Raw genomic sequence first — 23572 nt, 5'->3', positions numbered from 1 at the left:
CCATGCAGCTGTTTCTGGCACCTGAATCTCTGCCCTTCGCCATCGCAGCCGTGATGCTGGCCGTCCTGACAGGACTGGAAATTGTCTGCCTTCTGGTTGGATTTTCGCTCGGCGAAATTATCGACAAGGCCTGGCCGGGCGATCACGGCGGTGTTTCGGGACTGATGTCCTGGCTGAATATCGGCGGCGTTCCCGTTCTCATCCTGCTGATGCTGTTTCTCGGACTGTTCGCGATCAACGGCTTCGTCCTGCAATCGATCGCGCAGTTTGTCTGGTCGCCCCTGCCGGCACCCCTCGCCGCCGTCCCCGCTTTCGTCCTGGCGCTTCCCGAAGTGCGTTTTTTCAGCCGCCTCGTTGCGCGCATCGTTCCGCGCGACGAAACCTACGCGGTCGACCTGTCCGATTTCATCGGAAGAAGTGGTGAAGTCACGGTCGGGCCGCTCGACCAGGGCCTGCCGGGGCGCGTGCGCCTGAAGGACAGCCACGGAAACTGGCACGTGCTGCGGGCGCGTGCCGCCCGGAACGAGGCAGCGATCGCCATCGGCGCCCAGGTTCTCATCGTCGACCGCGCATCGAACATCTTCATTGCCATTCCCGCGCCGTCGGACACGCTGACGCCGCCAAACCCAAATTCCACGGAGCATCCATGATATACGATCTGCTGTTGCCGGCCGGCATTGGCATCATCCTCATTCTCGGCATCGGTTTCGTCCTCGCCTCGCTCTACACGCGATCCAGCCGCGACGAGGCCTATGTGCGCACCGGCCTGGGCGGCCAGAAGGTGGTGCTCGACGGCGGTTCGGTCGTGCTGCCGATCTTCCACTCCATCGCCCGCGTCAATCTGAAGACGCTGAGGCTGGAGGTCCGGCGCGGCGAGGGGGACGCCCTGATCACCAAGGACCGCATGCGCGTCGATATCGGCGCGGAGTTCTATGTGCGCGTGAAGCCCGATGCATCCTCGATCGCACTGGCCGCCCAGACGCTCGGCGACCGCACCAACGACGCCGAACAGCTTCGCGTGCTGATCGAGGCCAAATTCGTCGACGGTCTGCGCTCGGTCGCCGCCACCATGACGCTGGATGCCCTGCAGGAACAGCGCATGGACTTCGTCAAGGCGGTGCAGGAAGCCGTCGGCGCCGATCTGCAATCCAACGGCCTGGAACTGGAATCGGTGTCGCTGACCCGCCTCGACCAGACCGACATCAAGCATTTCAACGCCAACAACTTCTTCGACGCCCACGGTCTGGCGGCACTGACCCGCATCACCGAAGGCCGCAAGAAGGAGCGCAACGAGATTGTCCGCGATACGGAAGTCGCGATCGCTCAGAAAGACCTTGAGGCACGCCAGCAGTCGCTGACCATCGAGCGTACCAAGCGCGAGGCGGAACTGAACCAGGAACGCGACGTCGCCAACAAGTCTGCCGCCACGCGCGCGGAAACCGCCCAGCAGGAACAGGCGGCCAAGCGCGCCGAGGAGGAAGCACGCATCGCCGCCGAGCAGGCGATCGCCGAGCGCGAAGCGCTCGCCAAGCAGGCCCGCGAAACCGCCAATATCGACGCCACCCGGGCCGTCCAGCAGCGCGACACGGAGGCGCGCCGCGATCTGCAGATCGTCGCCCAGGAAAGCGCCATCGCGGTTTCCAACAAGAGCCGCGAAGAGTCGGAAGCCAAGGCAAGCGCGGAAAATGCGCGGGCGCTGGCAATCGCCGCCGAGGAAAAGGTGGCAACCGCCAAGGCCGTCGAGATCGCCGAACGCGAACGCCAGATCGCCGTCATCGATGCCCGCAAGCGGGCCGAGACGGAAGCCACGGCCGTGACCGTCGGCGCGGAAGCCGAAAAACAGGCAGCCGTCGATCAGGCGGATGCGATCAAGACGCTGGCCATCGCCGAGGCGGACGCCGCCATCATCAAGGCCAAGGGCGTTCTGGAAACCGGCAAGGCGGCCGCTGAAAGCGAAACCCTGCTCAACGAGGCCCGCAACCGGCTGAGCCCGGCGATCATCGAATTCGAGATCCTGCGCGAACGCATTCGCATCATTCCCCAGGCACTTGCCGAAGCGGTCAAGCCGATCGAGAAGATTTCCGATATCCGGATCTTCGATACGGGCGGCATGCTCGGCCACGGCGCCGGCGGCGCAAGCGGTATCGGCATGGGCGAAGGCCTCGCCGGCCAGCTTCTCGCCTATCAGGCGAACAAGCCCATCCTTGACAAACTGCTCAAGGAGGCAGGCTTCGAAGGCGACAACGCCATATCATCGCTGCTTGCCAATCTGCAGGCCGAGGGCCCGGTTGAGAAGCCGAAGGAGTAGTTGGTGGGAAACCGATCGCCACAATGCAGTGGTGATCGGTTCAATCCAGGTAGGAGTAATCTGGCTGCCACTCCCCCCGCAATGAGACAATTGCCTCGGCAAGAGATCCGCGAGTCCTGCAAAGCGCTAAAAATCACTTCCAGGCGCCAGACTTCAATCTGCTTAATACGCAACGGCCAATCGGACTGATCGTAATCCTGAATTCTGCTTCTGATTCGCTCCCCGCTGCCGAACAAGGCGGGTATGTTCAGGCGACATTCGGACTGGATGTCCAGAGTGCCGCTATGGCCCCGACCAATCTATCACCTGATCGACAGGAACATCTGCCAATACCAATAGCGGAAGATATCGGAAAACTGGAGATATGGCGGAGAGGGTGGGATTCGAACCCACGATACGGTTGCCCGTATGCCGCATTTCGAGTGCGGTGCTTTCGACCACTCAGCCACCTCTCCGCTTAAAGATGTGTCGCGTTGGTCAGCGCGGGCGTTCTCATAGCGGGCAAAGATGAGGCTGGCAAGGGGCGAATAGCAAGTCTTTATATCCTTTCGCCTTGACAGTTTTTTGTCGCTCGCGTATGTCCGCACGCGATTAGGCGTGGAAAAGTGTCCATGCCTCTTTGTTTGTGCGGAAGTTGTTGGAACGACCGCATGAATTCACCGGCAGACAAGTTCAAAAGATCGTCTCTTTCGAAAATCCTGCTAGAGCCCGACTGATAAAAAGACGGCCGCCTTTCGAGGCAGAGCCGGAAACGGACATGAAAGGATAAAAAATGTTCGCAGTCATCAAGACCGGCGGTAAGCAGTACCGCGTGGCAGCCAACGACGTGCTCACCATCGAAAAGCTGGAAGCCGAAGCTGGTTCAGTCGTAGAATTCAACGAAATCCTGGTCGTCGGCGTTGGTGCCGATGCCAAGTTCGGCGCGCCCTTCGTTCAGGGTGCGACGGTCAAGGCCGAAGTGGTCGAGCATAACCGCGGCAAGAAGGTCATCTCCTTCAAGAAGCGTCGCCGTCAGAATTCCAAGCGGATTCGCGGCCATCGCCAGCATCACACGGTTGTCCGCATCACGGACATCTTGGCTTAACAACGGGTTTCGAAGGGTAAAGGAGAACTCCAATGGCACATAAAAAAGCTGGCGGTTCCTCGCGCAACGGTCGCGATTCTCAGTCCAAGCGCCTTGGCGTGAAGAAGTTCGGCGGCGAAGCCGTCGTTGCGGGCAACATTATCGTGCGCCAGCGCGGCACGCAGTGGCATCCGGGCGCCAATGTCGGCCTCGGCAAGGACCACACCATTTTTGCGCTGACCGAAGGCAATGTGAATTACCGAACCAAGGCCAATGGTCGAGTGTTCGTGTCCGTAATGCCGAAAGCCGAAGCAGCAGAATAAAGCCGGCAAGCGTTTTAAGCAGCCGGTGTCACATCGACCCGGCTGAACGCCCAAAGGTTCAGTCAGAAAAAAGGGAAGATGGGACACCACCATCTTCCCTTTTTCTTTACCCCCAACAGGAGGACTGAACATGCAAGGCGAACTACTGAGGGCGAGCCAATCCCGGCCGCCAGAGGAACGGTTGAGACCCGACCGGTCGAGAAGCGATTGCCCCGTCTTACTGTCGCAGAGACTTGTCCTGCGCATGCCCCACGAAGAAGACATCGACGCACTTGCCCATCTCGCCAACAATGCGAATATCGCGACCATGGTGTCGCGTATGCCGCATCCCTATACGGCTAAGGACGCAGCCGACTTTGTGCGACGCACGAAGGCCGGCGAGATTGGCAAATGCGTCTACGCCATCACGCGAGGTGACAACGGCGCCTTTCTCGGTTGCTGCGCGCTCGAACCGCAACAGGACGGAAGAACGCTCGAACTCGGCTATTGGCTGGGCGAACCCTATTGGAACAGGGGTTACGCCACGGAAGCCGCCCATGCCCTGATCGACATGGCCTTCCGCACCCGCAACAACATCGACCATATCGATGCCCGTTGCCGGGTCACCAACATCGCTTCGCGGCGGGTGATCCAGAAGTGCGGCTTCCAATTCCAGGGCACCGGCATGATCGATTGCCTGGCGCTTGGCGGCATGGTGGCGGTCGAATGGTTCCGGCTCGACCGCAAGACTTGGATGTCCTTGAGAAGCTGGGGAGAACTGCGATGAACGCCGCCGTTCTCCAGAAGACCGACACGACCGCGACGATGCCCGGCCACTGCCCGGTCATCACCACGGAAAGGCTGGTGCTTCGCCCGCACAGGATCACCGACGCGACGGCGATTGCCGAATCGCTCGGCGATTTCAAGGTCAGCCGCATGTTGTCGCGGGTGCCGCAGCCCTATGATCGCCAGGACGCGCTGGACTGGCTGGTTCCACATGCGTCCGGCATCCTGCCGGACTGGACGCTGGCGATCACCACCGGCGACGACACCCATATCGGCGCCGTCTGCCTGGAGCCGAGACGCGGCCAATGGCGCCTTGGCTACTGGCTGAACCGGCTCTACTGGGACCGGGGTTATATGACGGAAGCGGTGGGCGGCACGCTGGAACGGTTCTTCCGGCGGATGCCGGAAGCGCAGGTGTTTTCCGGCGCTTTTGCGGACAATCTGGCCTCGCTGAACGTTCAGAAGAAGCTGGGCTTCACCATCGTCGATGCGAACCAGCTGTTCAGCATCTCCCGCAACCGCATGGTGCCGCATATCGAGACCATGCTCTTGCCGGAGGACTTCCGACGGCCCGCGCGACCGTGACGCCCAGATAACAAATATCCGGCGGAGGAAACTCCGCCGGCTCCTTACTCGACCTCGACCCAGAGCGGAAAATGGTCGGAACCAGGCGCCTCGTAGTCGATCCAGGCGTTTTTCAATCGCGGCACCAGTCCGGCATTCACGAAGCAATGATCGAGATGCATCTTCATCGGCCCGTCGCCCGGCGGCTTCGCCCAGGTATAACTCTCCGGCGTCAGCGATCCCAAGCGATCCAGCACGTCGACAGGTTCGTTGGCGCGCAACGTACGGCCGTAATAGCGGTCCCGCTGGCCTGCCATGGCGATATACTCGGTCGATTCCGGCTCCATGTTGAAATCGCCCATCAGCAAAAAGTCTTCCGGCAGCGGCAGCTCGGGAAATCCCTCTTCGGCGGCACCGGTCAGCGAACCGCCCTCGGAGGCGAAATTCACCACCCGTTCCTTCAGGAAGCGGATCTGGCGGAGCCGTTCGTCGGGAGAGACATGATCGAGGTGGACGGAATAGACCCTCAGCGACCCGCCGGGCGCAACGATGACCGCTTCCAGCGCTCCGCGCTGCAGGTTGAGCATCTCGACGGTGCGGCTGCGCGGCAGGAGGAGATGTCGGGTGGCAAGGATCGGCCAGCGCGACAGGATCATGTTGCCGAACTGGAACCGGCGTTCGACAGAGCGGCCGTTCTCGACGGAGACGTCGAGCAGCAGGTCGCAGGGCGCCCCATAGACATGGAAATGTTCCGGAAAGATATCCGAGAAACGGGCAACGAGATCCACATGGCCGTTCCTGGGAAAACCGCGCGTCACCTCCTGAAGCGCGATCACATCCGCACCCTCGATGCTGGCGGCGATGCGTTCGGGATCGAAGACGCCGTCCATGCCGATCCCGTATTGAATGTTATAGCTGACGAACTTCATGATATTCTTTGACCTCCGCCCCAACCGACGATATCGAAACCTCCATCGATATGCATTGAGTGCCCAACCTAAATGACAGGCCTCCCGACTAACACAAGACTGACGGTTGCAAGATGAAATTTCTCGACGAGGCAAAGGTCTATATCCGCTCCGGCGACGGCGGCGCGGGCGCGGTCTCGTTCCGGCGGGAAAAGTTCGTCGAGTTCGGCGGACCGGACGGCGGTGACGGCGGGCGCGGTGGCGATGTCTGGGTGGAGGCCGTCAACGGTCTCAACACGCTGATCGACTTCCGCTTCCAGCAGCATTTCAAGGGCCAGACCGGCACCCATGGCATGGGCCGCAACCGCACCGGCGCCAATGGCGGCGACGTGACGCTGAAAGTGCCTGTCGGCACCCAGATCTTCGAAGAAGACAACGAAACCCTGATCATTGACCTGACCAGGGAAGGCCAGACCTTCCGGCTCGCCAAGGGCGGCAATGGCGGTTTCGGCAACACCCATTTCAAGAGTGCCACCAACCAGGCGCCGAACTGGGCCAATCCGGGCCTCGAAGGCGAGGAAAAGACCATCTGGCTGCGGCTGAAGCTGATTGCCGATGCCGGCCTCGTCGGCATGCCGAACGCGGGCAAGTCGACTTTCCTGGCGAGCGTCACCCGCGCCCGGCCGAAGATCGCCAATTATCCGTTCACGACACTGCATCCCAATCTCGGCGTCGCGACGATCGACGGCCGGGAATTCGTGCTTGCCGATATTCCGGGCCTGATCGAAGGCGCCCATGAGGGCGTTGGCATCGGCGACCGCTTCCTTGGCCATGTCGAGCGCACCCGCGTGCTGCTCCATCTGGTCTCTGCCGTCGAGGAAAAGGTCGGCAAGTCCTACAAGACGGTGAAACACGAGCTCGAAGCCTATGGCGGCGGGCTGATCGACAAACCGGTCATCGTGGCCCTGTCCCAGATCGACGTGCTCGACGACAAGGAACTGAAGAAAAAGGCCAAGGAGCTGGAAAAGGCCTGCGGCCAGACGCCGTTCCTGATCTCGGCGATCACCGGCAAGGGCATGACCGAGGTGCTGCGCGCGCTGCGCGACGTGATCGTCGAGTCGAGCGGAGTCAACGAAACCGCGCTGCCCGATCGCTCCACTCCCATCCGGGATTTCGATGAGGACGAGGACGCATGACGGCAGTCCGCAAACCGCTCGCCAGCCATCGCCGCATCGTCATCAAGATCGGCTCGGCTTTGCTCGTCGACCGCAAGACGGGCCTGAAGTCGCAATGGCTCGATGCCATCTGCGCCGATATCGCGGCTTTGAAGGCGGGGGGCATCGACGTGCTCGTCGTGTCTTCCGGTGCGATCGCCATGGGTCGCACCGTGCTCGACCTGCCCTCCGGTGCGCTGAAGCTCGAGGAAAGCCAGGCGGCTGCGGCCGTCGGCCAGATCGCGCTTGCCCGCGCCTGGTCCGAAAGCCTTTCGCGCGACGGCATCGTGGCAGGCCAGATCCTGCTGACGCTGGGCGACACCGAAGAGCGCCGCCGTTACCTCAACGCCCGCGCCACCATCAACCAGCTTCTGAAGATCGGCGCCGTGCCGATCATCAACGAGAACGATACGGTCGCCACGACAGAAATCCGCTATGGCGACAACGACCGGCTGGCCGCCCGCGTCGCTACCATGACCAGCGCCGATCTTCTCGTCCTGCTGTCCGATATCGACGGCCTCTATACCGCCCCACCGCATCTCGATCCGGAGGCGAAATTCCTGGAAACCGTCCCGGCGATCACGCCGGAGATCGAAGCCATGGCCGGCGGTGCGGCATCCGAACTGTCGCGCGGCGGCATGCGCACCAAGATCGATGCCGGCAAGATCGCCACCGGCGCCGGTTGCGCGATGATCATCGCGTCGGGCAAGACGGACCATCCTTTGCGGGCCATCGAGCAAGGCACCCGCTCATCGTGGTTCGCGCCCTCCGGCACGCCCGTGACCGCGCGAAAAACCTGGATTGCCGGGCAGCTCCAACCGGCCGGCGAACTTTTCGTCGATGAGGGCGCCGAAAACGCGCTCGGCACCGGCAAGAGCCTGCTGCCTGCCGGCGTGCGCCGCATCGAAGGCAATTTCCATCGCGGCGACACGGTCGCGATCGTCGGTCCCGACGGGCGTGAAATCGCCCGCGGCCTGGTGAGCTACGACGCGGAAGAGGCCCGCCAGATCACCGGGCGCAAGTCCGGCGAGATCGAGGCGATCCTCGGTTATGCCGGACGCGCCGCCATGGTCCATCGCGACGACCTGGTGATGACCGGGACGGCGAAGCGGAAAGTCAAAAAGGAAGATCGCAAGGAGGATGCGGCCCATGCTTGATATGGTTGCGAAAACGGGCGACGTCGCAGCCCTGATGGGTGAGATCGGCCGGAACGCCAAATCGGCGGGCCGCCGGCTTGCGACGGCCTCGACCGAAGCGAAGAACAAGGCGTTGAACGCCATGGCGGATGCGATCCTTGCCGCAAAGGACAAAATCCTTGCGGCCAATGCGGCGGACCTGAAAGCCGTCGAGGGCAAGGGCCTGCTGCCGTCGTTCATCGATCGGCTGACGCTCACCGAGAAGTCGATTGCCGGCATGGCGCAGGCGCTGCGTGAGATCGCCGAATTCAAGGATCCGGTCGGCGAGGTCATCGCTGCCTGGGACCGTCCCAACGGACTGAAGATCGAACGCGTCCGCACGCCGCTCGGCGTCATCGGCGTCATCTATGAAAGCCGGCCGAACGTCACCGCGGATGCCGGTGCGCTCTGCCTCAAGGCCGGCAATGCCGTGATCTTGCGCGGCGGCTCGGACTCGGCCCAATCGTCGGAGGCGATCCACGATTGCCTCGTCGCCGGCCTGAAGGCTGCCGGGCTTCCCGAACATGCGATCCAGATCGTGCCGACCACCGACCGCGCCGCCGTCGGAGCCATGCTGTCGGGCCTCGACGGCGCTATCGACGTCATCGTGCCGCGCGGCGGCAAGAGCCTTGTCGCGCGGGTCCAGAACGAGGCGCGCGTGCCGGTTTTCGCCCATCTCGAAGGCCTCTGCCATATCTATGTGGATGCCTCGGCGGATCTGGAGATGGCGAAAAGGATCATCGTCAACGCAAAAATGCGCCGTACCGGCGTCTGTGGCGCGGCCGAGACCCTGCTGATCGATAGCGCCGGGATCGGTACGCATCTGATGCCTATCCTCGAGGCGCTGACCGAAGCCGGTTGCGAAATCCGCGCATCGGCAGCCGTTCTCAAGGTGTTCCCGGGCTTCAAGCCTGCGACGGAAGAGGACTGGCGCACCGAATATCTCGACGCGGTGATCTCGGTCGCCATCGTCGACGGCATTTCCGGCGCCATCCGCCATATCAACACCTATTCCTCCAACCACACGGAAGCCGTCATCGCCAAAGATCCGGAGGTCGTGGCGCGTTTCTTCAACGAGCTCGATTCGGCGATCCTGCTGCACAATGCCTCCACCCAGTTCGCCGATGGCGGCGAGTTCGGCATGGGCGGCGAGATCGGCATTTCCACCGGCAAGATGCATGCGCGCGGCCCGGTCGGCGTCGAGCAGCTGACCTCGTTCAAATACCGGGTGCACGGCACCGGCCAGATCCGGCCCTGACCGCGCGTGACGGAAGAGACGATCGACCGCCAATATTTAGGTATGCCGCATGCCGAGCGGGGCATGGCCGTCGGCCTGTTCGGCGGTTCGTTCAATCCGCCTCATGAGGGCCATCTTCTGGTCGCCGAGATCGCGCTCAGGCGCCTCGGCCTGGACCAGCTCTGGTGGATGGTGACCCCCGGCAATCCGCTGAAAAGCCGATCCGAACTCGCTTCGCTCGACGACCGGCTGGCGATGAGCGAGAAGCTGATCGACGACCCGCGCATCAAGATCACCGCTTTCGAAAAGACGCTCGGCGGATCCTATACCGCCGATACGCTGGCCTTCGTGAAGGCCAAGAACCCGCTCGTGCATTTCGTCTGGGTCATGGGCGCCGACAGCCTGAAGACCTTTCACCACTGGCAGAAATGGCAGACGATCGCCTCCACGTTCCCGATCGCGGTCATCGACAGGCCGGGCGCGACATTGTCGTTCCTGTCGTCAAAAATGGCCCGGACCTTCGATTACGCCCGTGTTGACGAGGATGATGCCGGCACGCTCTGGAAGCGGCGCGCGCCGGCCTGGACCTTCATCCATGGCCCGCGCTCGGCGCTCAGTTCCACCGCGATCCGTGCCGCGAACGGGCAAAAAACCGATTAGCCGCCGGCTATGATACGGCCGCCCGTGGTCTACATCTTTCTATCACCTTTTCGGGCGCTTACTTGAAAGATTAATAATTCGGTGCCACCTATATGTTAGCGGCCGAGTCAGAATCGGATTCGCACTAGTGCTTGTTGCTGTTACCTGGATGAAAGGACAAACCCTGACAACAGTACACGCCAAGGGAAGGACGACCTCCGTTCTCCCGCAGAGCCTGGAACGTGGCGCCGATGCCGCCGCCCGTGCTCTCGAACTGGTCCTCGCAAGCCTCGAGGACTCCAAAGCTGAAGATATCGTTACCATCAACATTGCTGGAAAATCAGCGCTCGGGGACTACATGGTCGTTGTCTCCGGACGATCGAACCGGCATGTCATGGCCATCAGCGATCACCTGATTTCCGACCTGAAGGACGAGGGGCTGGGAACCGCCCGCGTCGAAGGGCAGGAGACCGGTGACTGGGTGCTCATTGACACCGGCGACATCATCGTCCACGTGTTCCGGCCGGAAATCCGCGCGTTCTACAATATCGAAAAGATGTGGGCGACGCCGGATATCGAGGAAGGCACGCTGCTGCACTGACGGGTTCGGGCACGCCCTGAACCGGTCGGACTGAGGTCGAAATCACGCGGCTGGGTGTGAACTCGCCGCAGGGTGAGGTTTTCGGCCCCAAAATCAACGGATCAGGACATGCGAATAAGCCTTTTCGCCGTGGGACGGCTGAAGACCGGACCGGAGAAGGATCTTGCGTCCCGATATCTCGACCGCTTTGCCAAGGCTGGCCCGGCGGTGGGTCTGGAATTGTCGAAACTGATCGAAATCCAGGAAAGCCGGGCGGCGAATGCCGATACCCGCAAGCGCGAAGAAGCCGGCGCGCTGGAAAAGGCGCTTCCCGAGGGCGCTGTTCTCATCCTTCTCGACGAACGGGGAAAAGCGCTCGACAGCGAGGCTTTCGCCGCAATGATCGGCCGATATCGTGACAACGGCAAACGCGACCTGATGCTGGCGATCGGCGGTGCCGACGGGCTGGATCCGGAGCTCCGCGACCGGGCCGACGCGGTGCTCAACCTCGGCTCGATGACCTGGCCGCATCAGCTTGTGCGCATCCTGATCGCCGAACAGCTCTACCGCGCCGTTACCATTCTCTCGGGTCACCCCTATCACAGAGCTTAAACGATCGTTTACCTTCAGACACGATGTTGTTTGTGGCCTCGTCGGGCAAATCAGCTTAGGCTTTCTCGATCCGGCGAATTGCGGAGCGGGAATGCGGACAATCAGGATCACATCGTACCGGCGGGCGCTGCTTCTGGCGGCGGGCCTCGGTTTCGCGCTGATCCCGCCCTTCCCTATATCCGACAACGCGCATGCCCAGAACGCTGCCCCACCGGCGGCGCCCCAAACAACGCCGGTCGATCCGACGGCCGACCTGCAGCGCCGGCGCAACGAAACCCGTGGCGAACTCGAAGTTCTGACCAAGAACATGAAGATTTCCAGCGACAGGGCCGCTGCGATCGAAAAGAACATCGCCGATATCAGAAAGAACAATGCGGATGTCCGCCAGGCGCTGATCGATTCCGCGACGCGCCGCAAAAGCCTGGAAACCAGGATTTCCGATAGCGAGAAGAAGATCACCGAGCTGAAGCTCAAGGAAGACGGTATCCGCAGCTCGCTGCGCGGCCGCCGGGCGGTGCTGGCGGAAGTGCTCGCGGCCCTGCAGCGCATGGGCCGCAATCCGCCGCCGGCGCTGCTGGTGACGCCCGACGATGCGCTCGCCTCGGTTCGAAGCGCGATCCTGCTCGGCGCCGTCGTTCCGGGCATGCGCCACGAGGCGGACAAGCTCGTCGCCGACCTTCAGTCGCTCGCCTCGTTGCAGGCGTCTGCGATGACCGAGAAGACGAACGTCTCCAGCACCATCGCCGCAAGCATCGAGGAAGACCGGCGCATGGACCTGCTGCTTGCCGAAAACGAAAAATTGAACAAGCGCAATGCGGCCGATCTTGACGCCGAACGCCGCCGCTCCGAGGAGCTTGCCGGCCGCGCGACCACGCTTGAGAACCTCATCCAGTCGTTCGAAGGCGAAATCGCCTCCGTGCGCGAAGCGATCGACCGGGCGCGGGCAGAAGAAGAGCGCCAGCGCATGATGTCCGACGCCGAGCGCGAGAAGGCAAAGCAGCTCGCCCAAAGCGGCGTGCCCGACAAAAACCGCATTGCCCCCGCATACGCGTTTTCGAGTCTGAGGCAGAAACTGGAGCTTCCGGTTGCCGGTGACGTATTGCGTTGGTTCGGCGATGCCGATGGGACGGGGCATTCGGCGAGAGGCATAACTGTGGCTTCGAATGCGGGTGCCGTGGTGACGGCGCCGGCGGACGGCCTGGTGGTTTTCGCCGGATCCTTCCGGAGTTACGGACAGATGATCATCCTCAATGCCGGAGACGGATACCATCTGGTTCTGACCGGCATGGATGAGGTGAATGCGCGGCAAGGCAAGTTCGTCTTCGCAGGCGAACCCATTGCCGTGATGGGTGAGAAAAGAGTGGCAAGCGCAACCGCATTGGCGCTGGAAACAGATCGTCCAACGCTTTACATTGAATTCCGAAAAGATGGTACGCCGGTCGATTCCAAGCCGTGGTGGACCTCGAAAGAAACTGGAAGGGCACGAAATGATTCGTAGGGCTTCTCTTGTCATCGTCGGTGCACTCTTGGGTGCGACCGCGATGAGCGTGATTTATTCGGCGGGTGTGCCGGCGCAGGCCGCCGGCCCTTCGACCTACAGGGAGTTGTCGATCTTCGGCGACGTGTTCGAACGGGTCCGCGCCCAGTATGTGACGCCGCCGGATGAAGAAAAGCTGGTCGAGAACGCCATCAACGGCATGCTGACCTCGCTCGACCCCCATTCGAGCTTCATGAATGCCAAGGATGCCGAAGACATGCGCACGCAGACGCGTGGCGAGTTCGGCGGCCTCGGCATCGAGGTGACGATGGAGAACGAGCTCGTCAAGGTCATCGCGCCGATCGACGATACGCCCGCCTCCAAGGCCGGCATTCTGGCAGGCGACTTCATTTCCGAGATCGACGGCGCCCCGGTGCGCGGTCTGAAGCTCGAAGAAGCCGTCGAGAAGATGCGCGGTGGCGTCAACACCCCGATCAAGCTGACGATCATTCGCCAGGGCGCCGATAAGCCGCTCGATATCACCGTGGTCCGCGACATCATCGCTGTTCGCGCCGTGAAGTCCCGCGTCGAGGGCGGCGATGTCGGTTATGTCCGTGTCATCTCCTTCACCGAAAAGACCTATGACGACCTCGAAAAGGCGATCAAGAAGATCAAGGCGGATGTCCCGGCCGACAAGCTGAAGGGCTACGTGCTCGATCTGCGCCTCAACCCGGGCGGTCTGCTCGACCAGGCGATCAACGTGTCCGACGCCTTCCTGGAACGCGGCGAAGTGGTGTCCACCCGCGGCCGCAATGCCGAAGAGACTCGCCGCTTCAACGCCGGCCCGGGCGACCTGACCGACGGCAAGCCGGTCATCGTGCTCGTCAACGGCGGCTCGGCTTCGGCTTCGGAAATCGTCGCCGGCGCGCTGCAGGATCTGCGCCGCGCCACGGTTCTCGGCACTCGGTCCTTCGGCAAGGGTTCGGTTCAGACGATCATCCCGCTCGGCGATGCCGGCGCGCTGCGTCTCACCACCGCGCTCTATTACACGCCGTCGGGCAAGTCGATCCAGGGTACCGGCATCCAGCCGGACATCAAGGTCGATCAGCCGCTGCCGCCGGAACTGCAGGGCAAGGTCAGGGCTGAGGGCGAATCGAGCCTGCGTGGCCACATCCAGGGTGCTGCCGAGACCGACGAAGGTTCCGGTTCTGCAGCCTACGTGCCGCCGGAAGCCAAGGACGACATCCAGCTCAATTACGCACTCGATCTCTTCCGCGGCGTGAAGAAGGATTCTTCCTTCCCGCCGAGCCCGGATAAGGCCGCCGCCGCCACGATCAAGAAGTAAGCTATCATCGGGCCGGCCAGCGTGACGCGTCGAGAAGACGCCGCGCTGGCCGGTTCTTCATATCTGCAGACAACGCACGGACTGGACCTTGGGCACCGATCTCCACGCACCGCTCGGACAGAACCGGCCGGCCGCTCGGCGACGAAACCGAAGGTTTTCCCTCGCAATCGTTTTTGCCTCTCTGGCGGTTGTCGGCATCCTCGGTCTGTCGCTGTACGCAATGCGTGGCGATGAAGCCTTGAGGCAGGTTGCTACCAACGTTCCGCCCGCCTCCAAACCCGAACAAGTCCAGCCTCCTTCAAAACCCGGCCAGAATCCCGCACAGCAGCAGGCGGGCATGCCCCGTTCCGATCCGAATTCCGGCGCCAATGTCGAGCGCACGCTGACCGACGATGGATCGGTCGTGACCAAGTACACGCCGCGCTCGCGCGACGGCAGCGGCCCCGTGATGATCGGCACCCAGCGGATCGGCCAGGACCCGCGTGTGGCCGCCCAGCCCAATGACGCGCTGCTGGAGGATTCGCCGCATGGCAGGCTCCCGATCGTGGGGCCTGGCGGGCAGCGCCCCATGGACCAATATGCGCGGCCCTGGTCCGGCGCCCGCGGAACCCGCATCGCGATCGTCGTCGGCGGTCTCGGCCTCAGCCAGACAGGCACCCAGCGCGCGATCCGCGACCTGCCGCCGTCGGTGACGCTGGCTTTCGCCGTCAGCGGCAACAGCCTGCAACGCTGGATGCAGGAAGCCCGCCGCGCCGGCCACGAAATCCTGATCCAGGTACCGTTCGAACCCTTCGATTACCCGGCCAACGATCCCGGGCCCGGCACCTTGCTGACCAGAATGTCGGCCAAGGACAATCTCGGCCGCCTCCATCAGGCCATGGGCGAGATCACCAACTATACCGGCGTCATGAACTATCTCGGTGGCCGCTACCTTTCCGATGCCGCGGCGCTGGAACCGGTTCTGCGCGACATTTCCAAACGCGGGCTGCTCTTCCTCGACGACGGAACATCCGCGCAGTCCAAGACCGCGGTCGTCGCCAAGGCGATCGAGGCACCGCATGCCTTCGGCGATCTGACGCTTGACGGACAGCTGCAGAAGGATGCAATCCTCAGGAAGCTCGACGAACTGGAGCGCGTTGCCGGGCGCAAGGGCACGGCGATCGGCATTGCCTCGGCTTTCGACGAGAGCATCGATGCGATAAGGCAATGGAGCGAGGAAGTCTCGCAACGCGGTATCGAGATAGTCGGCGTCTCCTCGCTCGCGAGCGAAAGCGTCGGACCTTAATCAATCGGAGTTATCCATGAGCAAAAAAGGCGAACGTTCGGTCGTCGCGGAGGAACTTCCTTATCGCCCCTGCGTCGGCGTGATGGTCTTGAACCGGCAGGGCCTCGTCTGGGCCGGCCGGCGCATCACCGAGGGCAACAGCGAATATGACGGGTCGCCGCAGCTCTGGCAGATGCCGCAGGGCGGCATCGACAAAGGCGAGGAACCGCTTCCGGCGGCCTATCGCGAACTCTACGAGGAAACCGGGATGCGCTCCGTCACCTTGCTTGCCGAGGCGCCGGATTGGATCAACTACGACCTGCCCGCGCACCTGATCGGCATCGGGCTGAAGGGAAAATATCGGGGCCAGACGCAGCGCTGGTTCGCCTTCCGCTTTGACGGGGACGAAAGCGAGATCGCCATCAATCCGCCGCCCGGCGGACACGCCCCGGAATTCGATGCCTGGGAATGGAAGCCAATGGCCGACCTTCCCAGCCTGATCGTGCCCTTCAAGCGTGCTGTCTACGACCGGGTCGTGGCGGAGTTCAGGCACCTGGCCGAGACGGCGGCCGAACGGCTCTGAGCGGCCGCATGCCGTCGCCCAGCACCAAATTCGCTCACCTTGGCCATCAATGTTTATGAGCTGAAATGAAAAGCCCCGGCGGAGTGGATGCTCCGCCGGGGCTTTCGCTTATCAGTTACCGACGTCACTCGGCGGAATCGGCAGATTCCGCGTTGAGGAGGCCGTAACGCTCCTCGCCGATTTTCGCCAGCAGATCGAGTTGGGTTTCGAGGAAGTCGATATGGCCTTCCTCGTCCATGAGAAGCTCTTCGAAGAGCTTCATCGAGACGTAGTCGCCGGCCGCATGACAGATATCGCGGGAGGCCTTGTAGGCCGTGCGGGCGTCATATTCGCCGGCAAGGTCGGCCTCCAGGACTTCCTTGACATTCTGGCCGATGCGCAAGGGGGCAACCGTCTGCAGGTTGGGATGGCCTTCGAGGAAGATGATGCGATCGATGAGACGATCGGCATGCTGCATTTCCTCGATCGACTCCGCCCGTTCCTTTTTCGCAAGCTTCTTGAAGCCCCAGTCATCCAGCAGGCGATAATGCAGCCAGTACTGGTTGACGGCCCCTAGCTCGAGAAACAATGCCTCGTTAAGCCGCTCGATGACCTTTGAGTCGCCTTTCAATGTCCGCTCTCCTGTTTTCCTCATGGAATTGTCTCAAGCGGGACATATATACGACCACCTCGTCTTCCGTCGAGTGGTGCTGGGCGTGATATTCCTCGGTCGTGCGGATGATCAGGTCGACAACGTTGGGAAAGCAGCCGCAGCAACGGCCGCGTTTCGACATGGCATGATAAACCTTTGACGGAACGATGAGCTGCCAACAGTCTTCGTCAAGGAGCTGCGTGATGACGTCCCTGATTTCCCTGTCGGTGATGTAATTGCAACTGCAAACCAGCATTCTCGGTCGACCTGCCAAACATGACCTGTAACATCCTCTTTTTGCGAAAGCGGACAGGAGATGTCAAGAAAGAATCGACATATATGCGCCCCTTCTTATGGAGGCTGTTGCAATCCTTTCTTCTCCCTTCGTGTTATTACAGCAGCATTCAGTGGAAATTACGGCCTTTCGGCATGACACTCCCTGGTCCGGTTCCGTAGGAATCGTGGGCTGCGGTTTCCTTCGCGCTCTCCCTGCCTGCCCCCTCCATTCCATTCGAGCGTCTTTTCTGCCGATGGTCGCCGCTGGACTGCAACACTTCATCGGAGCTGGCCGACACGCCGAACCGCCTTGCTTCCTTCTGCAGCAGCCCCAGCATCGGGGTGATATCCTCGATATGCTCGACCACCGTATGGATGACGCCGCTCTGGCTTTGCAGCCTGCCATGGATCTTCACGAGGCGGGCGCCCATGACGACCGGGCGATATTTGTCGAATGTCTTTTTCCAGACGATTGCATTCGCGACACCGGTTTCGTCCTCCAAGGTCATGAAGATGACCCCCTTGGCAGAACCTGGACGCTGCCGCACGAGAACGAGCCCACCGATCGTCACCCTCTGCCCGTTCGGAACCGTCAGCAGATCGACACTGCGCTTGATCCCCATCTGCTTGAATTCTTCGCGAAGGAAGGAGACGGGATGTCCTTTCAACGAAAGCGACAGATATCGGTAGTCCTCGATCACCTCTTCGCCCGGCAGCATTCCGGGAAGCTTTGCTTTCGGCTCCGGCCGGAGATCCGCACCATCGGCGAGCTCGAACAAGGATCGGTTCTCCGCCGAATTCCTTGCATCCAGTCCCCGAACCGCCCAAAGCGCGTCACGGCGCGGTAGCCTCATGCCTTTGAAGGAATCGGTAAAAGCATCCGCATCCGCAAGACGCTCGATATCCGATTTGCCGAGCCCCGACCGAAGCCAGAGATCATGGATGGACGTATATCCTTCCCCGCGATTGGCGATGAGCCTGTTAAGCACGTCATCTTCGGAAAGGCCTTTGACCTGGCGGAAACCCAGGCGCACGGCATATTTCGTCTTGATGACATCACGCATGGACTCGTGACGCCTGTCGATTGCGGTTCTATCGAACGGAGCCTCCTCAAGAGTGCAGTCCCATTGCGACCTGTTGACATCAACGGGAAGAATTTTCACCCCATGCTCACGCGCATCGCGAATAAGCTGTGCCGGCGCATAAAACCCCATCGGTTGCGAATTCAGCATCGCCGCGCAGAAGACGTCCGGGTAATAGGCTTTGATCCAGGACGAAACGTAGACGAGCAGGGCAAACGAAGCCGCGTGGCTCTCCGGGAACCCATATTCGGCAAATCCTTCGATCTGGCTGAAACAGCTTTCCGCAAATTCCTTGGTGTAAATTCCTTTCTTAAGCATACCCCCTACAAAGTCGCGCCTAAATTCTTCGACACGTCCCGACCGTTTGAAAGTTGCCATCGACCGGCGAAGCTTGTCGGCCTTTTCAGGAGAAAAACCGGCCGCAGTAATGGCAATCTGCATTGCCTGCTCCTGGAAAAGCGGGACGCCAAGCGTCCTCTCCAATACGTCTTCAAGCTCGGGACTGGGATAATCGATAGGCTGATTTTTTCTGACAGCTTCCCGCCGCTTCAAATAGGGATGGACCATGTTTCCTTGAATAGGGCCTGGACGAACGATCGCGACTTCGACAACAAGATCATAAAATTCCCTTGGCCGAAGCCGTGGCAGCATGCTCATTTGAGCACGGCTCTCGATCTGGAACACCCCGATCGTATCAGCCCGGCAAATCATGTCGTAGACATCGTCCCGCTCGTCCTTTTGAAGCCCGTCCAGGGTCGCCTTATACTGGTAGTGCACTTCCATGAGCTCGAACGCTCTCTTCAGGCAGGTCAGCATCCCCAGGGCCAAAACGTCGATCTTCAGGAGCTTCAGCGTATCGAGATCATCCTTGTCCCATTCAATCATGTAACGGCCGGGCATGGCCGTCTTCATGATCGGGACGACTTCATCGAGACGGTCGCGCGTGATCAGAAAACCACCGACATGCTGGGTGAGATGACGCGGAAACCCCATGAGCTCCTGGGCATGTGACATGACTTTTAATGTTGTGGTATCTTCCACATCAAGCCCAGCCGCTTTCGCATCCCGCTCCGAGAGAGCGTCTTCCGACCAACCCCAGACAAGGCTGGAAAGCGCGGCCTGTACATCCTCCGACAGGCCAAAAGCCTTGGCGACTTCACGCCCCGCCATCCGGGTCCGATAACTCGTGACTGCTGCTGTCAAGCCGGCATGGCGATAGCCGTAATGCTCATAGATATATTGGATGACCTCTTCGCGACGAGCATGTTCAAAATCGACATCGATATCCGGCGGTTCATTACGCTGTGTTGAAATGAACCGCGCGAAAAGTAATTTTGTCGTGGTTGGATCAACCTCGGTGATTCCCAGGCAATAACAGACCGTTGAATTGGCCGCCGACCCGCGCCCCTGGCACAGGATCTTCAATACATCCCGAGCATGCCAAACGATGTGACGAACCGTCAAAAAATAGGGTTCGTATTGCATTTCCTTGATGAGACCCAGCTCATACCCGATTTGATCTAAAACGGTCTCAGGAATCTTCTTCGGATATCTGCGTCTTGCCCCCTCCCATGTCAGTCGTTCCAGGGTTTCCGACAAGGTTTCGCCTGGCACAGTTTCATCCGGATAATTATGCTCCAGCTCTTCAAGAGAGAATTTGAGCTGGCCCGCGAATTTCCGGGTGTTCGCGATTGCATCCGGGTATGCATGAAAAAGCCGAGCCATCTCGGCCGCCTGCTTGATGTAGCGTTCTCCATTCGGAGCCAGGCGAAAACCGGCCTCCTGAATTGTAACATGTTCTCGAATGGCCGTTACGACATCCGATAGCGATCGTCGTTCGGGAAGATGGAAGAGCGGCTGGTTGGTTGCAATCAATGGCAAGCCGTTTCGAGAGGCGATCTGGGCAAATGCCGCAAAAACAAGCCTGTCCCGCCCATCATAGGTAGGAGACAAGGCAAGATAGACGTCCTTTTTGAACTTGCTTCGATAAGCCTTCAGTTTTTCGCTCAGGTCTGCCAGATAGGCGCCATCTTCAGCGCGGGAAAAATCCGGCACGACCGCAAGCCTCATCTCGTCGCACCATTCCAGGAAGTCCCATTCCTCAAGAATGCAGGAGCCTTTTTCGGTCCTCAGATTTCCCCGGCTCAGGAGCCGACAGAGATTAGCCCAGCCTTGACGGTTCTTCGGATAGGCCAGGACATCCGGCGTATCGTCCGAGAAGACAAGTCGGGCTCCGGGATGGAAAGCACAGGGCCAGACAGCGTCTTCTTCATCCTCCTTTTTGCCCTGCTCCTGCTGCCGTTTATAAGTCTCCTTCATCTCACGGACTTGATTATGCGCCCGCACCACGCCTGCAACCGAATTGCGATCCGCGATCCCAAGACCGGAAAGCCCAAGAATACTGGCGGTCAGCACCATCTCCTCCGGTCGGGCTGCGCCTTCCAAGAAGGAAAAATTGCTTTTGGCGCCGATCTCGAAAAAAGCAGCAACATCCGTCATGCGAAGATTCCATGGACGTGCCAGGTCGGCGGCTCATTCTTAGGGTTGTAGCGACCCTTTCTGAAAATCCAGAAGCGGCGGCCCATCTCGCTTTCGAGCCGGAAATAGTCACGCTCCTCGGCGCTTTCCTTGTCGGCCCACCATTCCGGCGAAATACGTTCCGGGCCTTCTGCGCGGATTACCTGGTGGACGGTACGGCGCCAGCGGAAGCGCTGGGGAGGTCCGTCCGGCACTTCCGCCGCAAAGGCTTCCATGAGTTCGGGATGCCGGAACAGCCGCAGGGGGCGATCGGCTTTCGGTGCAAAGACAAAAACCTCCTCGGTCTTTTCCGGAGCGACTTGCACGGCAATGGCCGGAACGAAAATCTGGGCGCGTTCCGGCATATGGCTCTGGCGGAGTTCAGCCACTTGCAAACAGTCCGTCCCTAACCGCGCCGAGACCCGATCGATAAAATCCGCCAGTGAAATTTTGCCATCGTCCTCGCCGGTGAAATCGCCCTGATCCGTCCTGAACGGATCGTGCTGCAACACGTTGAGGCGCAAGAGTTCGAAACCGTATCCGGCATCAATATCGTCATAAATCGCGGTCAGACGCTCGGCAAACAGTGCGGAGATACGGCACGGATCGCGAAGCGGTCGTGATGCGCCGGCGGCGATGCGGAAAACCCGGCCGTCGACCCGGAACAGCACGAGTTCGAAAACCCGGCCGCCCACGCCGCGCGCCTCCAGCCCCGGTTTCAGGGAACTGGCGATCTGGCCGGTCAATTGAAGGATATGGTCTTCCGCCTGGATCGGCTCGGCAAGTTTTCGCTCGGCGGAAAGTGCCGCCACCGGTCGGCGAGGCGAAATGGCCTCCTCGTTCACACCCAGGGCCTGATCCAGGCGAAGCAGAAGCTGTTTTCCGAAACGACGGGCGAGCGGGGCGCGCGGCAGCGGCAGCAGGTCGCCGATCCGCTTCAGCCCGAACTTGTGGAGCGAGGCGATCGTTGCGTGGTCGATCCTCAGGGCATTGACCGGCAGCCGCGCCAGAACCTCTTCCACCGGCCCCTCGGCAATCACCCCGCCCCGGCCGAAGCGACAGGCGGCCCAGGAAAGGCCGGGTGAGGAAGAAATCGCTCCCCTGACATCGAATCCCATATGGAGAAGCCGGCCGAGCACCTCCTTGAGCAAGACGTGTTCGCCGCCGAAGAGATGTGCGCAGCCGGTAATATCCAAAAAGAGACCATCGCGTCCGTCCAGCGCCACCAGCGGGGTATAACGGTCGCACCAGTCCGCAATCGCTTCGAGCAAAGCACGGTCGGCCGCCTCGTCCTCATCCACCACGTCGATCTTCGGGAACATCGCGCGCGCTTCCGCCAGACCCTGTCCGCGTTTAAGGCCGAGCCGCTCGGAAATCTCGTCCAGCGCCGTGAGCCGCATCGCGTTTTCGCGCCGCCCCGCACAGAGGATCGGCGGGTGCTCAGGACGCTCTTTCAAGCGCCACGACATCCCCCAGAGCCGGCGTGCGATCCTGTCGGTCGGCAGATGCGGGAAGACGAGTGCCAGGATGCGCTGGCCGCTTGCGGAAAGAGAAAGCCTCTCCTGCGTCTCGGGTAAGGGAAAATTGACGGTCATGGGGGTTCCACTCCAGAAGTAAGGACAGCGGAGCCGGGTTACGGCTCTTCTCCAGGGTGAGTCTGAAAACAGGATGACCGATACTGCCGCCAAACACGGATCCATCCGGAAGGTGCCGGTGAGCCGCCAGCGCCGGTTCGACAAGGAAGCGGAACGAGGCGCTGCTCGCCTCCTCCTCTCCCGCATGCCGCAGCAGGAAAAGCGGCCGCCCCGCCGCCTTTGCCCTGAGACCCAGCCTGCGGCTTTCGGTGAGCCCGAAATGCTTAGGGTTTCCCCGGATTTCGAGAATGGTGGCGACAAGAGCCCCGCTGGCCACCGCGGTCTCTGCAAGCCACAAGGCATCGTCCAGCTTGCGCGGCGAGGCGTAGAGAATATCCCGCGAGCTCAACCCGAACTGCCTGAGGCCGACGGAATAGAGAATACCGGCTTCCTGCCCGGAGACGACGTCGCCAATCCACAGAACCGGCGCTTCGCTCGGGTGCCTCGCTTTGAGGTGAGAGGCAAGCGAGAGAGCAAAACCGCTGGCTGCCCCGGCATCCCCCATCAGCAGCGAGCGGATTTCCGTGATGCCGTCGAGCGGCAGGCCACCTTCCAACGCGGTGTCCATCTGCATTATGCCGAATGGCAGACGCGGTTGATTACCCTTAACTTTCTGCCCTTCCGGATCGACGGCCGAGTCAGCCTGTTGCGCCGCGGCAAGCGCCGGCAGGCACTTTCCTTCCAGTCTGGCGATCTGTTCGCGCAGGGCAAAAAGCGTCTCCTGCGCCGTGGCGTGCTCAGCCATGGCGTCAGCTCCATTCATACATGTTCTCTTTATGTTCTTATGGATTCCAGAGGTGCCCGAAAGAGTCAACAGCCAAATCCTGGGAATCTTTTCCTCGGATCCTAGGCCGATGATTCTTCACTCGAAAAATATCGTGGGAGGTACTATATGGGCCTGATCAGAAGGAGAGCCTATGGCCCGCATTGACCAGACCGACGATTGGCAGGATCGCCACGCGCCGACGATCAGCACGTTCGAGTCGCTGGCGATCGAAGCCTATGGTCATTTGCCGGAGGAATTCCGGGCTCTCACCACCAATCTGACGATCGAGATCGAGGATTTCCCGGACGACGACGTTTTCGAGGACATGGCGCTCGAGACGCCTTTCGACCTGCTCGGGCTTTTCGAGGGCCGCGGCATTTCCGAGCGTTTCAACATGGAAACGGGCGAACTGCCGAACCGCATCCGGCTTTATCGCCGGCCGATCCTCGATTACTGGGCGGAAAACGAGGAAACCCTGGGCGATATCATCACCCATGTGCTGATCCACGAGATCGGCCACCATTTCGGCCTCAGCGACGACGACATGGAACGCATTGAGGCGAGCGCCGAGGAAGCGGCCCAGCGCTGATCCCGAGCCGATCCACCGAC

The 23572-nt window shown here is 61.0% G+C and carries 22 protein-coding genes, 1 tRNA gene and 1 pseudogene; 17 read left to right on the top strand and 7 right to left on the bottom strand.

All coding sequences use genetic code 11. From position 1 onward, the window contains the following. Positions 1 to 2: 2 nt before the first annotated feature. Positions 3 to 650 carry an OB-fold-containig protein gene (locus tag J2X76_RS28470; protein ID WP_113125294.1) on the top strand — a complete coding sequence of 216 codons (648 nt, stop codon included), beginning with the start codon at positions 3 to 5 and terminating at the stop codon, positions 648 to 650. Next, positions 647 to 2308: a flotillin domain-containing protein gene (locus J2X76_RS28465; RefSeq protein ID WP_113125295.1), complete on the top strand. Its 1662-nt coding sequence runs from the start codon at positions 647 to 649 to the stop codon at positions 2306 to 2308. The genes J2X76_RS28470 and J2X76_RS28465 overlap by 4 nt, the downstream gene beginning before the upstream one ends. 365 nt (positions 2309 to 2673) lie before the next feature. On the opposite strand, the gene J2X76_RS28460 is transcribed toward J2X76_RS28465, so the two are convergent. Further along, positions 2674 to 2763 (bottom strand) — tRNA-Ser (locus J2X76_RS28460). Between the two features lie 317 nt (positions 2764 to 3080). On the opposite strand from J2X76_RS28460, the gene rplU reads away from it, so the two are divergent. From rplU to J2X76_RS28440, 4 genes are all read left to right on the top strand, one after another. Then, positions 3081 to 3392 carry a 50S ribosomal protein L21 gene (gene rplU, locus J2X76_RS28455; protein WP_113125297.1) on the top strand — a complete coding sequence of 104 codons (312 nt, stop codon included), beginning with the start codon at positions 3081 to 3083 and terminating at the stop codon, positions 3390 to 3392. A gap of 32 nt (positions 3393 to 3424) precedes the next feature. Further along, a complete protein-coding gene (gene rpmA / locus J2X76_RS28450) occupies positions 3425 to 3694 on the top strand; it encodes a 50S ribosomal protein L27 (protein ID WP_113125298.1) in 270 nt (89 codons plus the stop codon). A gap of 130 nt (positions 3695 to 3824) precedes the next feature. Further along, entirely contained in the window at positions 3825 to 4460 is a 636-nt protein-coding gene (locus tag J2X76_RS28445; RefSeq protein WP_310220874.1) for a GNAT family protein, read from the top strand. Next, the gene (locus J2X76_RS28440) at positions 4457 to 5044 is read left to right on the top strand and encodes a GNAT family N-acetyltransferase (RefSeq protein WP_310220873.1); all 588 of its coding nucleotides are present in this window, start codon (positions 4457 to 4459) and stop codon (positions 5042 to 5044) included. The genes J2X76_RS28445 and J2X76_RS28440 overlap by 4 nt, the downstream gene beginning before the upstream one ends. 44 nt (positions 5045 to 5088) lie before the next feature. Here the strand turns inward: J2X76_RS28440 and J2X76_RS28435 are convergent, their stop codons facing one another. Further along, entirely contained in the window at positions 5089 to 5952 is an 864-nt protein-coding gene (locus J2X76_RS28435) for an endonuclease/exonuclease/phosphatase family protein (RefSeq protein WP_310220872.1), read from the bottom strand. A 113-nt stretch (positions 5953 to 6065) separates the two neighbouring features. Here J2X76_RS28435 and obgE point away from each other — a divergent pair, with 113 nt between their 5' ends. The 10 genes from obgE (at position 6066) to J2X76_RS28385 (ending at position 16057) form a co-directional block, all read left to right on the top strand. Continuing rightward, positions 6066 to 7127 carry a GTPase ObgE gene (obgE, locus tag J2X76_RS28430; protein ID WP_310220871.1) on the top strand — a complete coding sequence of 354 codons (1062 nt, stop codon included), beginning with the start codon at positions 6066 to 6068 and terminating at the stop codon, positions 7125 to 7127. Beyond that, positions 7124 to 8302 carry a glutamate 5-kinase gene (proB, locus tag J2X76_RS28425; protein ID WP_310220870.1) on the top strand — a complete coding sequence of 393 codons (1179 nt, stop codon included), beginning with the start codon at positions 7124 to 7126 and terminating at the stop codon, positions 8300 to 8302. Before obgE ends, proB begins: the two co-directional genes overlap by 4 nt. Continuing rightward, positions 8295 to 9578 (top strand): glutamate-5-semialdehyde dehydrogenase, encoded by a 1284-nt coding sequence (locus tag J2X76_RS28420; protein ID WP_310220869.1) that lies wholly within the window; start codon positions 8295 to 8297, stop codon positions 9576 to 9578. Before proB ends, J2X76_RS28420 begins: the two co-directional genes overlap by 8 nt. 42 nt (positions 9579 to 9620) lie before the next feature. Then, positions 9621 to 10217 (top strand): nicotinate-nucleotide adenylyltransferase, encoded by a 597-nt coding sequence (locus tag J2X76_RS28415; RefSeq protein ID WP_310220961.1) that lies wholly within the window; start codon positions 9621 to 9623, stop codon positions 10215 to 10217. 148 nt (positions 10218 to 10365) lie between these two features. After that, positions 10366 to 10797, top strand: coding sequence for a ribosome silencing factor (gene rsfS, locus J2X76_RS28410; RefSeq protein WP_310220868.1), 432 nt, complete (start codon positions 10366 to 10368; stop codon positions 10795 to 10797). A 108-nt stretch (positions 10798 to 10905) separates the two neighbouring features. Beyond that, positions 10906 to 11388 carry a 23S rRNA (pseudouridine(1915)-N(3))-methyltransferase RlmH gene (rlmH, locus tag J2X76_RS28405; RefSeq protein WP_113125306.1) on the top strand — a complete coding sequence of 161 codons (483 nt, stop codon included), beginning with the start codon at positions 10906 to 10908 and terminating at the stop codon, positions 11386 to 11388. A 91-nt stretch (positions 11389 to 11479) separates the two neighbouring features. Further along, positions 11480 to 12886, top strand: a complete 1407-nt coding sequence (locus J2X76_RS28400) for a murein hydrolase activator EnvC (protein WP_310220867.1) — start codon at positions 11480 to 11482, stop codon at positions 12884 to 12886. Next, complete coding sequence (locus tag J2X76_RS28395) at positions 12876 to 14210, top strand: S41 family peptidase (protein WP_310220866.1); 1335 nt, start codon at positions 12876 to 12878, stop codon at positions 14208 to 14210. The genes J2X76_RS28400 and J2X76_RS28395 overlap by 11 nt, the downstream gene beginning before the upstream one ends. 88 nt (positions 14211 to 14298) lie before the next feature. Beyond that, the gene (locus J2X76_RS28390; RefSeq protein ID WP_310220865.1) at positions 14299 to 15495 is read left to right on the top strand and encodes a divergent polysaccharide deacetylase family protein; all 1197 of its coding nucleotides are present in this window, start codon (positions 14299 to 14301) and stop codon (positions 15493 to 15495) included. A gap of 16 nt (positions 15496 to 15511) precedes the next feature. Beyond that, positions 15512 to 16057: an RNA pyrophosphohydrolase gene (locus J2X76_RS28385; protein WP_310220864.1), complete on the top strand. Its 546-nt coding sequence runs from the start codon at positions 15512 to 15514 to the stop codon at positions 16055 to 16057. A 124-nt stretch (positions 16058 to 16181) separates the two neighbouring features. Here the strand turns inward: J2X76_RS28385 and bfr are convergent, their stop codons facing one another. The 5 genes and pseudogenes from bfr to J2X76_RS28360 form a co-directional block, all read right to left on the bottom strand. Continuing rightward, positions 16182 to 16667 carry a bacterioferritin gene (bfr, locus tag J2X76_RS28380; RefSeq protein WP_113283845.1) on the bottom strand — a complete coding sequence of 162 codons (486 nt, stop codon included), beginning with the start codon at positions 16665 to 16667 and terminating at the stop codon, positions 16182 to 16184. Further along, positions 16633 to 17027 (bottom strand): annotated as a pseudogene (locus tag J2X76_RS28375) ((2Fe-2S)-binding protein). The gene bfr and the pseudogene J2X76_RS28375 overlap by 35 nt, the downstream one beginning before the upstream one ends. Before the next feature lie 65 nt (positions 17028 to 17092). Beyond that, on the bottom strand, positions 17093 to 20545 hold the full coding sequence (locus J2X76_RS28370) for an error-prone DNA polymerase (RefSeq protein WP_310220863.1): 3453 nt from the start codon (positions 20543 to 20545) through the stop codon (positions 17093 to 17095). Next, complete coding sequence (locus J2X76_RS28365; RefSeq protein ID WP_310220959.1) at positions 20542 to 21963, bottom strand: DNA polymerase Y family protein; 1422 nt, start codon at positions 21961 to 21963, stop codon at positions 20542 to 20544. Before J2X76_RS28365 ends, J2X76_RS28370 begins: the two co-directional genes overlap by 4 nt. 40 nt (positions 21964 to 22003) lie before the next feature. Next, positions 22004 to 22942: a hypothetical protein gene (locus J2X76_RS28360; protein ID WP_310220862.1), complete on the bottom strand. Its 939-nt coding sequence runs from the start codon at positions 22940 to 22942 to the stop codon at positions 22004 to 22006. 172 nt (positions 22943 to 23114) lie between these two features. On the opposite strand from J2X76_RS28360, the gene J2X76_RS28355 reads away from it, so the two are divergent. Next, entirely contained in the window at positions 23115 to 23552 is a 438-nt protein-coding gene (locus J2X76_RS28355) for a metallopeptidase family protein (protein ID WP_113125314.1), read from the top strand. Positions 23553 to 23572: the final 20 nt, after the last annotated feature.

This window comes from Neorhizobium sp. 2083 (assembly GCF_031455615.1).
Classification (GTDB): Bacteria; Pseudomonadota; Alphaproteobacteria; order Rhizobiales; family Rhizobiaceae; genus Neorhizobium.
Note: the sequence above shows the minus strand (reverse complement) of the source record. Positions and strands in the feature narration are given on the sequence as shown.

Coding starts and splice junctions, on each gene's coding strand:
- J2X76_RS28470 (WP_113125294.1), top strand. CDS start 3: ATGCAGCTGTTTCTGGCACCTGAATCTCTGCCCTTCGCCATCGCAGCC.
- J2X76_RS28465 (WP_113125295.1), top strand. CDS start 647: ATGATATACGATCTGCTGTTGCCGGCCGGCATTGGCATCATCCTCATT.
- rplU (WP_113125297.1), top strand. CDS start 3,081: ATGTTCGCAGTCATCAAGACCGGCGGTAAGCAGTACCGCGTGGCAGCC.
- rpmA (WP_113125298.1), top strand. CDS start 3,425: ATGGCACATAAAAAAGCTGGCGGTTCCTCGCGCAACGGTCGCGATTCT.
- J2X76_RS28445 (WP_310220874.1), top strand. CDS start 3,825: ATGCAAGGCGAACTACTGAGGGCGAGCCAATCCCGGCCGCCAGAGGAA.
- J2X76_RS28440 (WP_310220873.1), top strand. CDS start 4,457: ATGAACGCCGCCGTTCTCCAGAAGACCGACACGACCGCGACGATGCCC.
- J2X76_RS28435 (WP_310220872.1), bottom strand. CDS start 5,952: ATGAAGTTCGTCAGCTATAACATTCAATACGGGATCGGCATGGACGGC.
- obgE (WP_310220871.1), top strand. CDS start 6,066: ATGAAATTTCTCGACGAGGCAAAGGTCTATATCCGCTCCGGCGACGGC.
- proB (WP_310220870.1), top strand. CDS start 7,124: ATGACGGCAGTCCGCAAACCGCTCGCCAGCCATCGCCGCATCGTCATC.
- J2X76_RS28420 (WP_310220869.1), top strand. CDS start 8,295: ATGCTTGATATGGTTGCGAAAACGGGCGACGTCGCAGCCCTGATGGGT.
- J2X76_RS28415 (WP_310220961.1), top strand. CDS start 9,621: ATGCCGCATGCCGAGCGGGGCATGGCCGTCGGCCTGTTCGGCGGTTCG.
- rsfS (WP_310220868.1), top strand. CDS start 10,366: ATGAAAGGACAAACCCTGACAACAGTACACGCCAAGGGAAGGACGACC.
- rlmH (WP_113125306.1), top strand. CDS start 10,906: ATGCGAATAAGCCTTTTCGCCGTGGGACGGCTGAAGACCGGACCGGAG.
- J2X76_RS28400 (WP_310220867.1), top strand. CDS start 11,480: ATGCGGACAATCAGGATCACATCGTACCGGCGGGCGCTGCTTCTGGCG.
- J2X76_RS28395 (WP_310220866.1), top strand. CDS start 12,876: ATGATTCGTAGGGCTTCTCTTGTCATCGTCGGTGCACTCTTGGGTGCG.
- J2X76_RS28385 (WP_310220864.1), top strand. CDS start 15,512: ATGAGCAAAAAAGGCGAACGTTCGGTCGTCGCGGAGGAACTTCCTTAT.
- J2X76_RS28370 (WP_310220863.1), bottom strand. CDS start 20,545: ATGACGGATGTTGCTGCTTTTTTCGAGATCGGCGCCAAAAGCAATTTT.
- J2X76_RS28365 (WP_310220959.1), bottom strand. CDS start 21,963: ATGCGGCTCACGGCGCTGGACGAGATTTCCGAGCGGCTCGGCCTTAAA.
- J2X76_RS28360 (WP_310220862.1), bottom strand. CDS start 22,942: ATGGCTGAGCACGCCACGGCGCAGGAGACGCTTTTTGCCCTGCGCGAA.
- J2X76_RS28355 (WP_113125314.1), top strand. CDS start 23,115: ATGGCCCGCATTGACCAGACCGACGATTGGCAGGATCGCCACGCGCCG.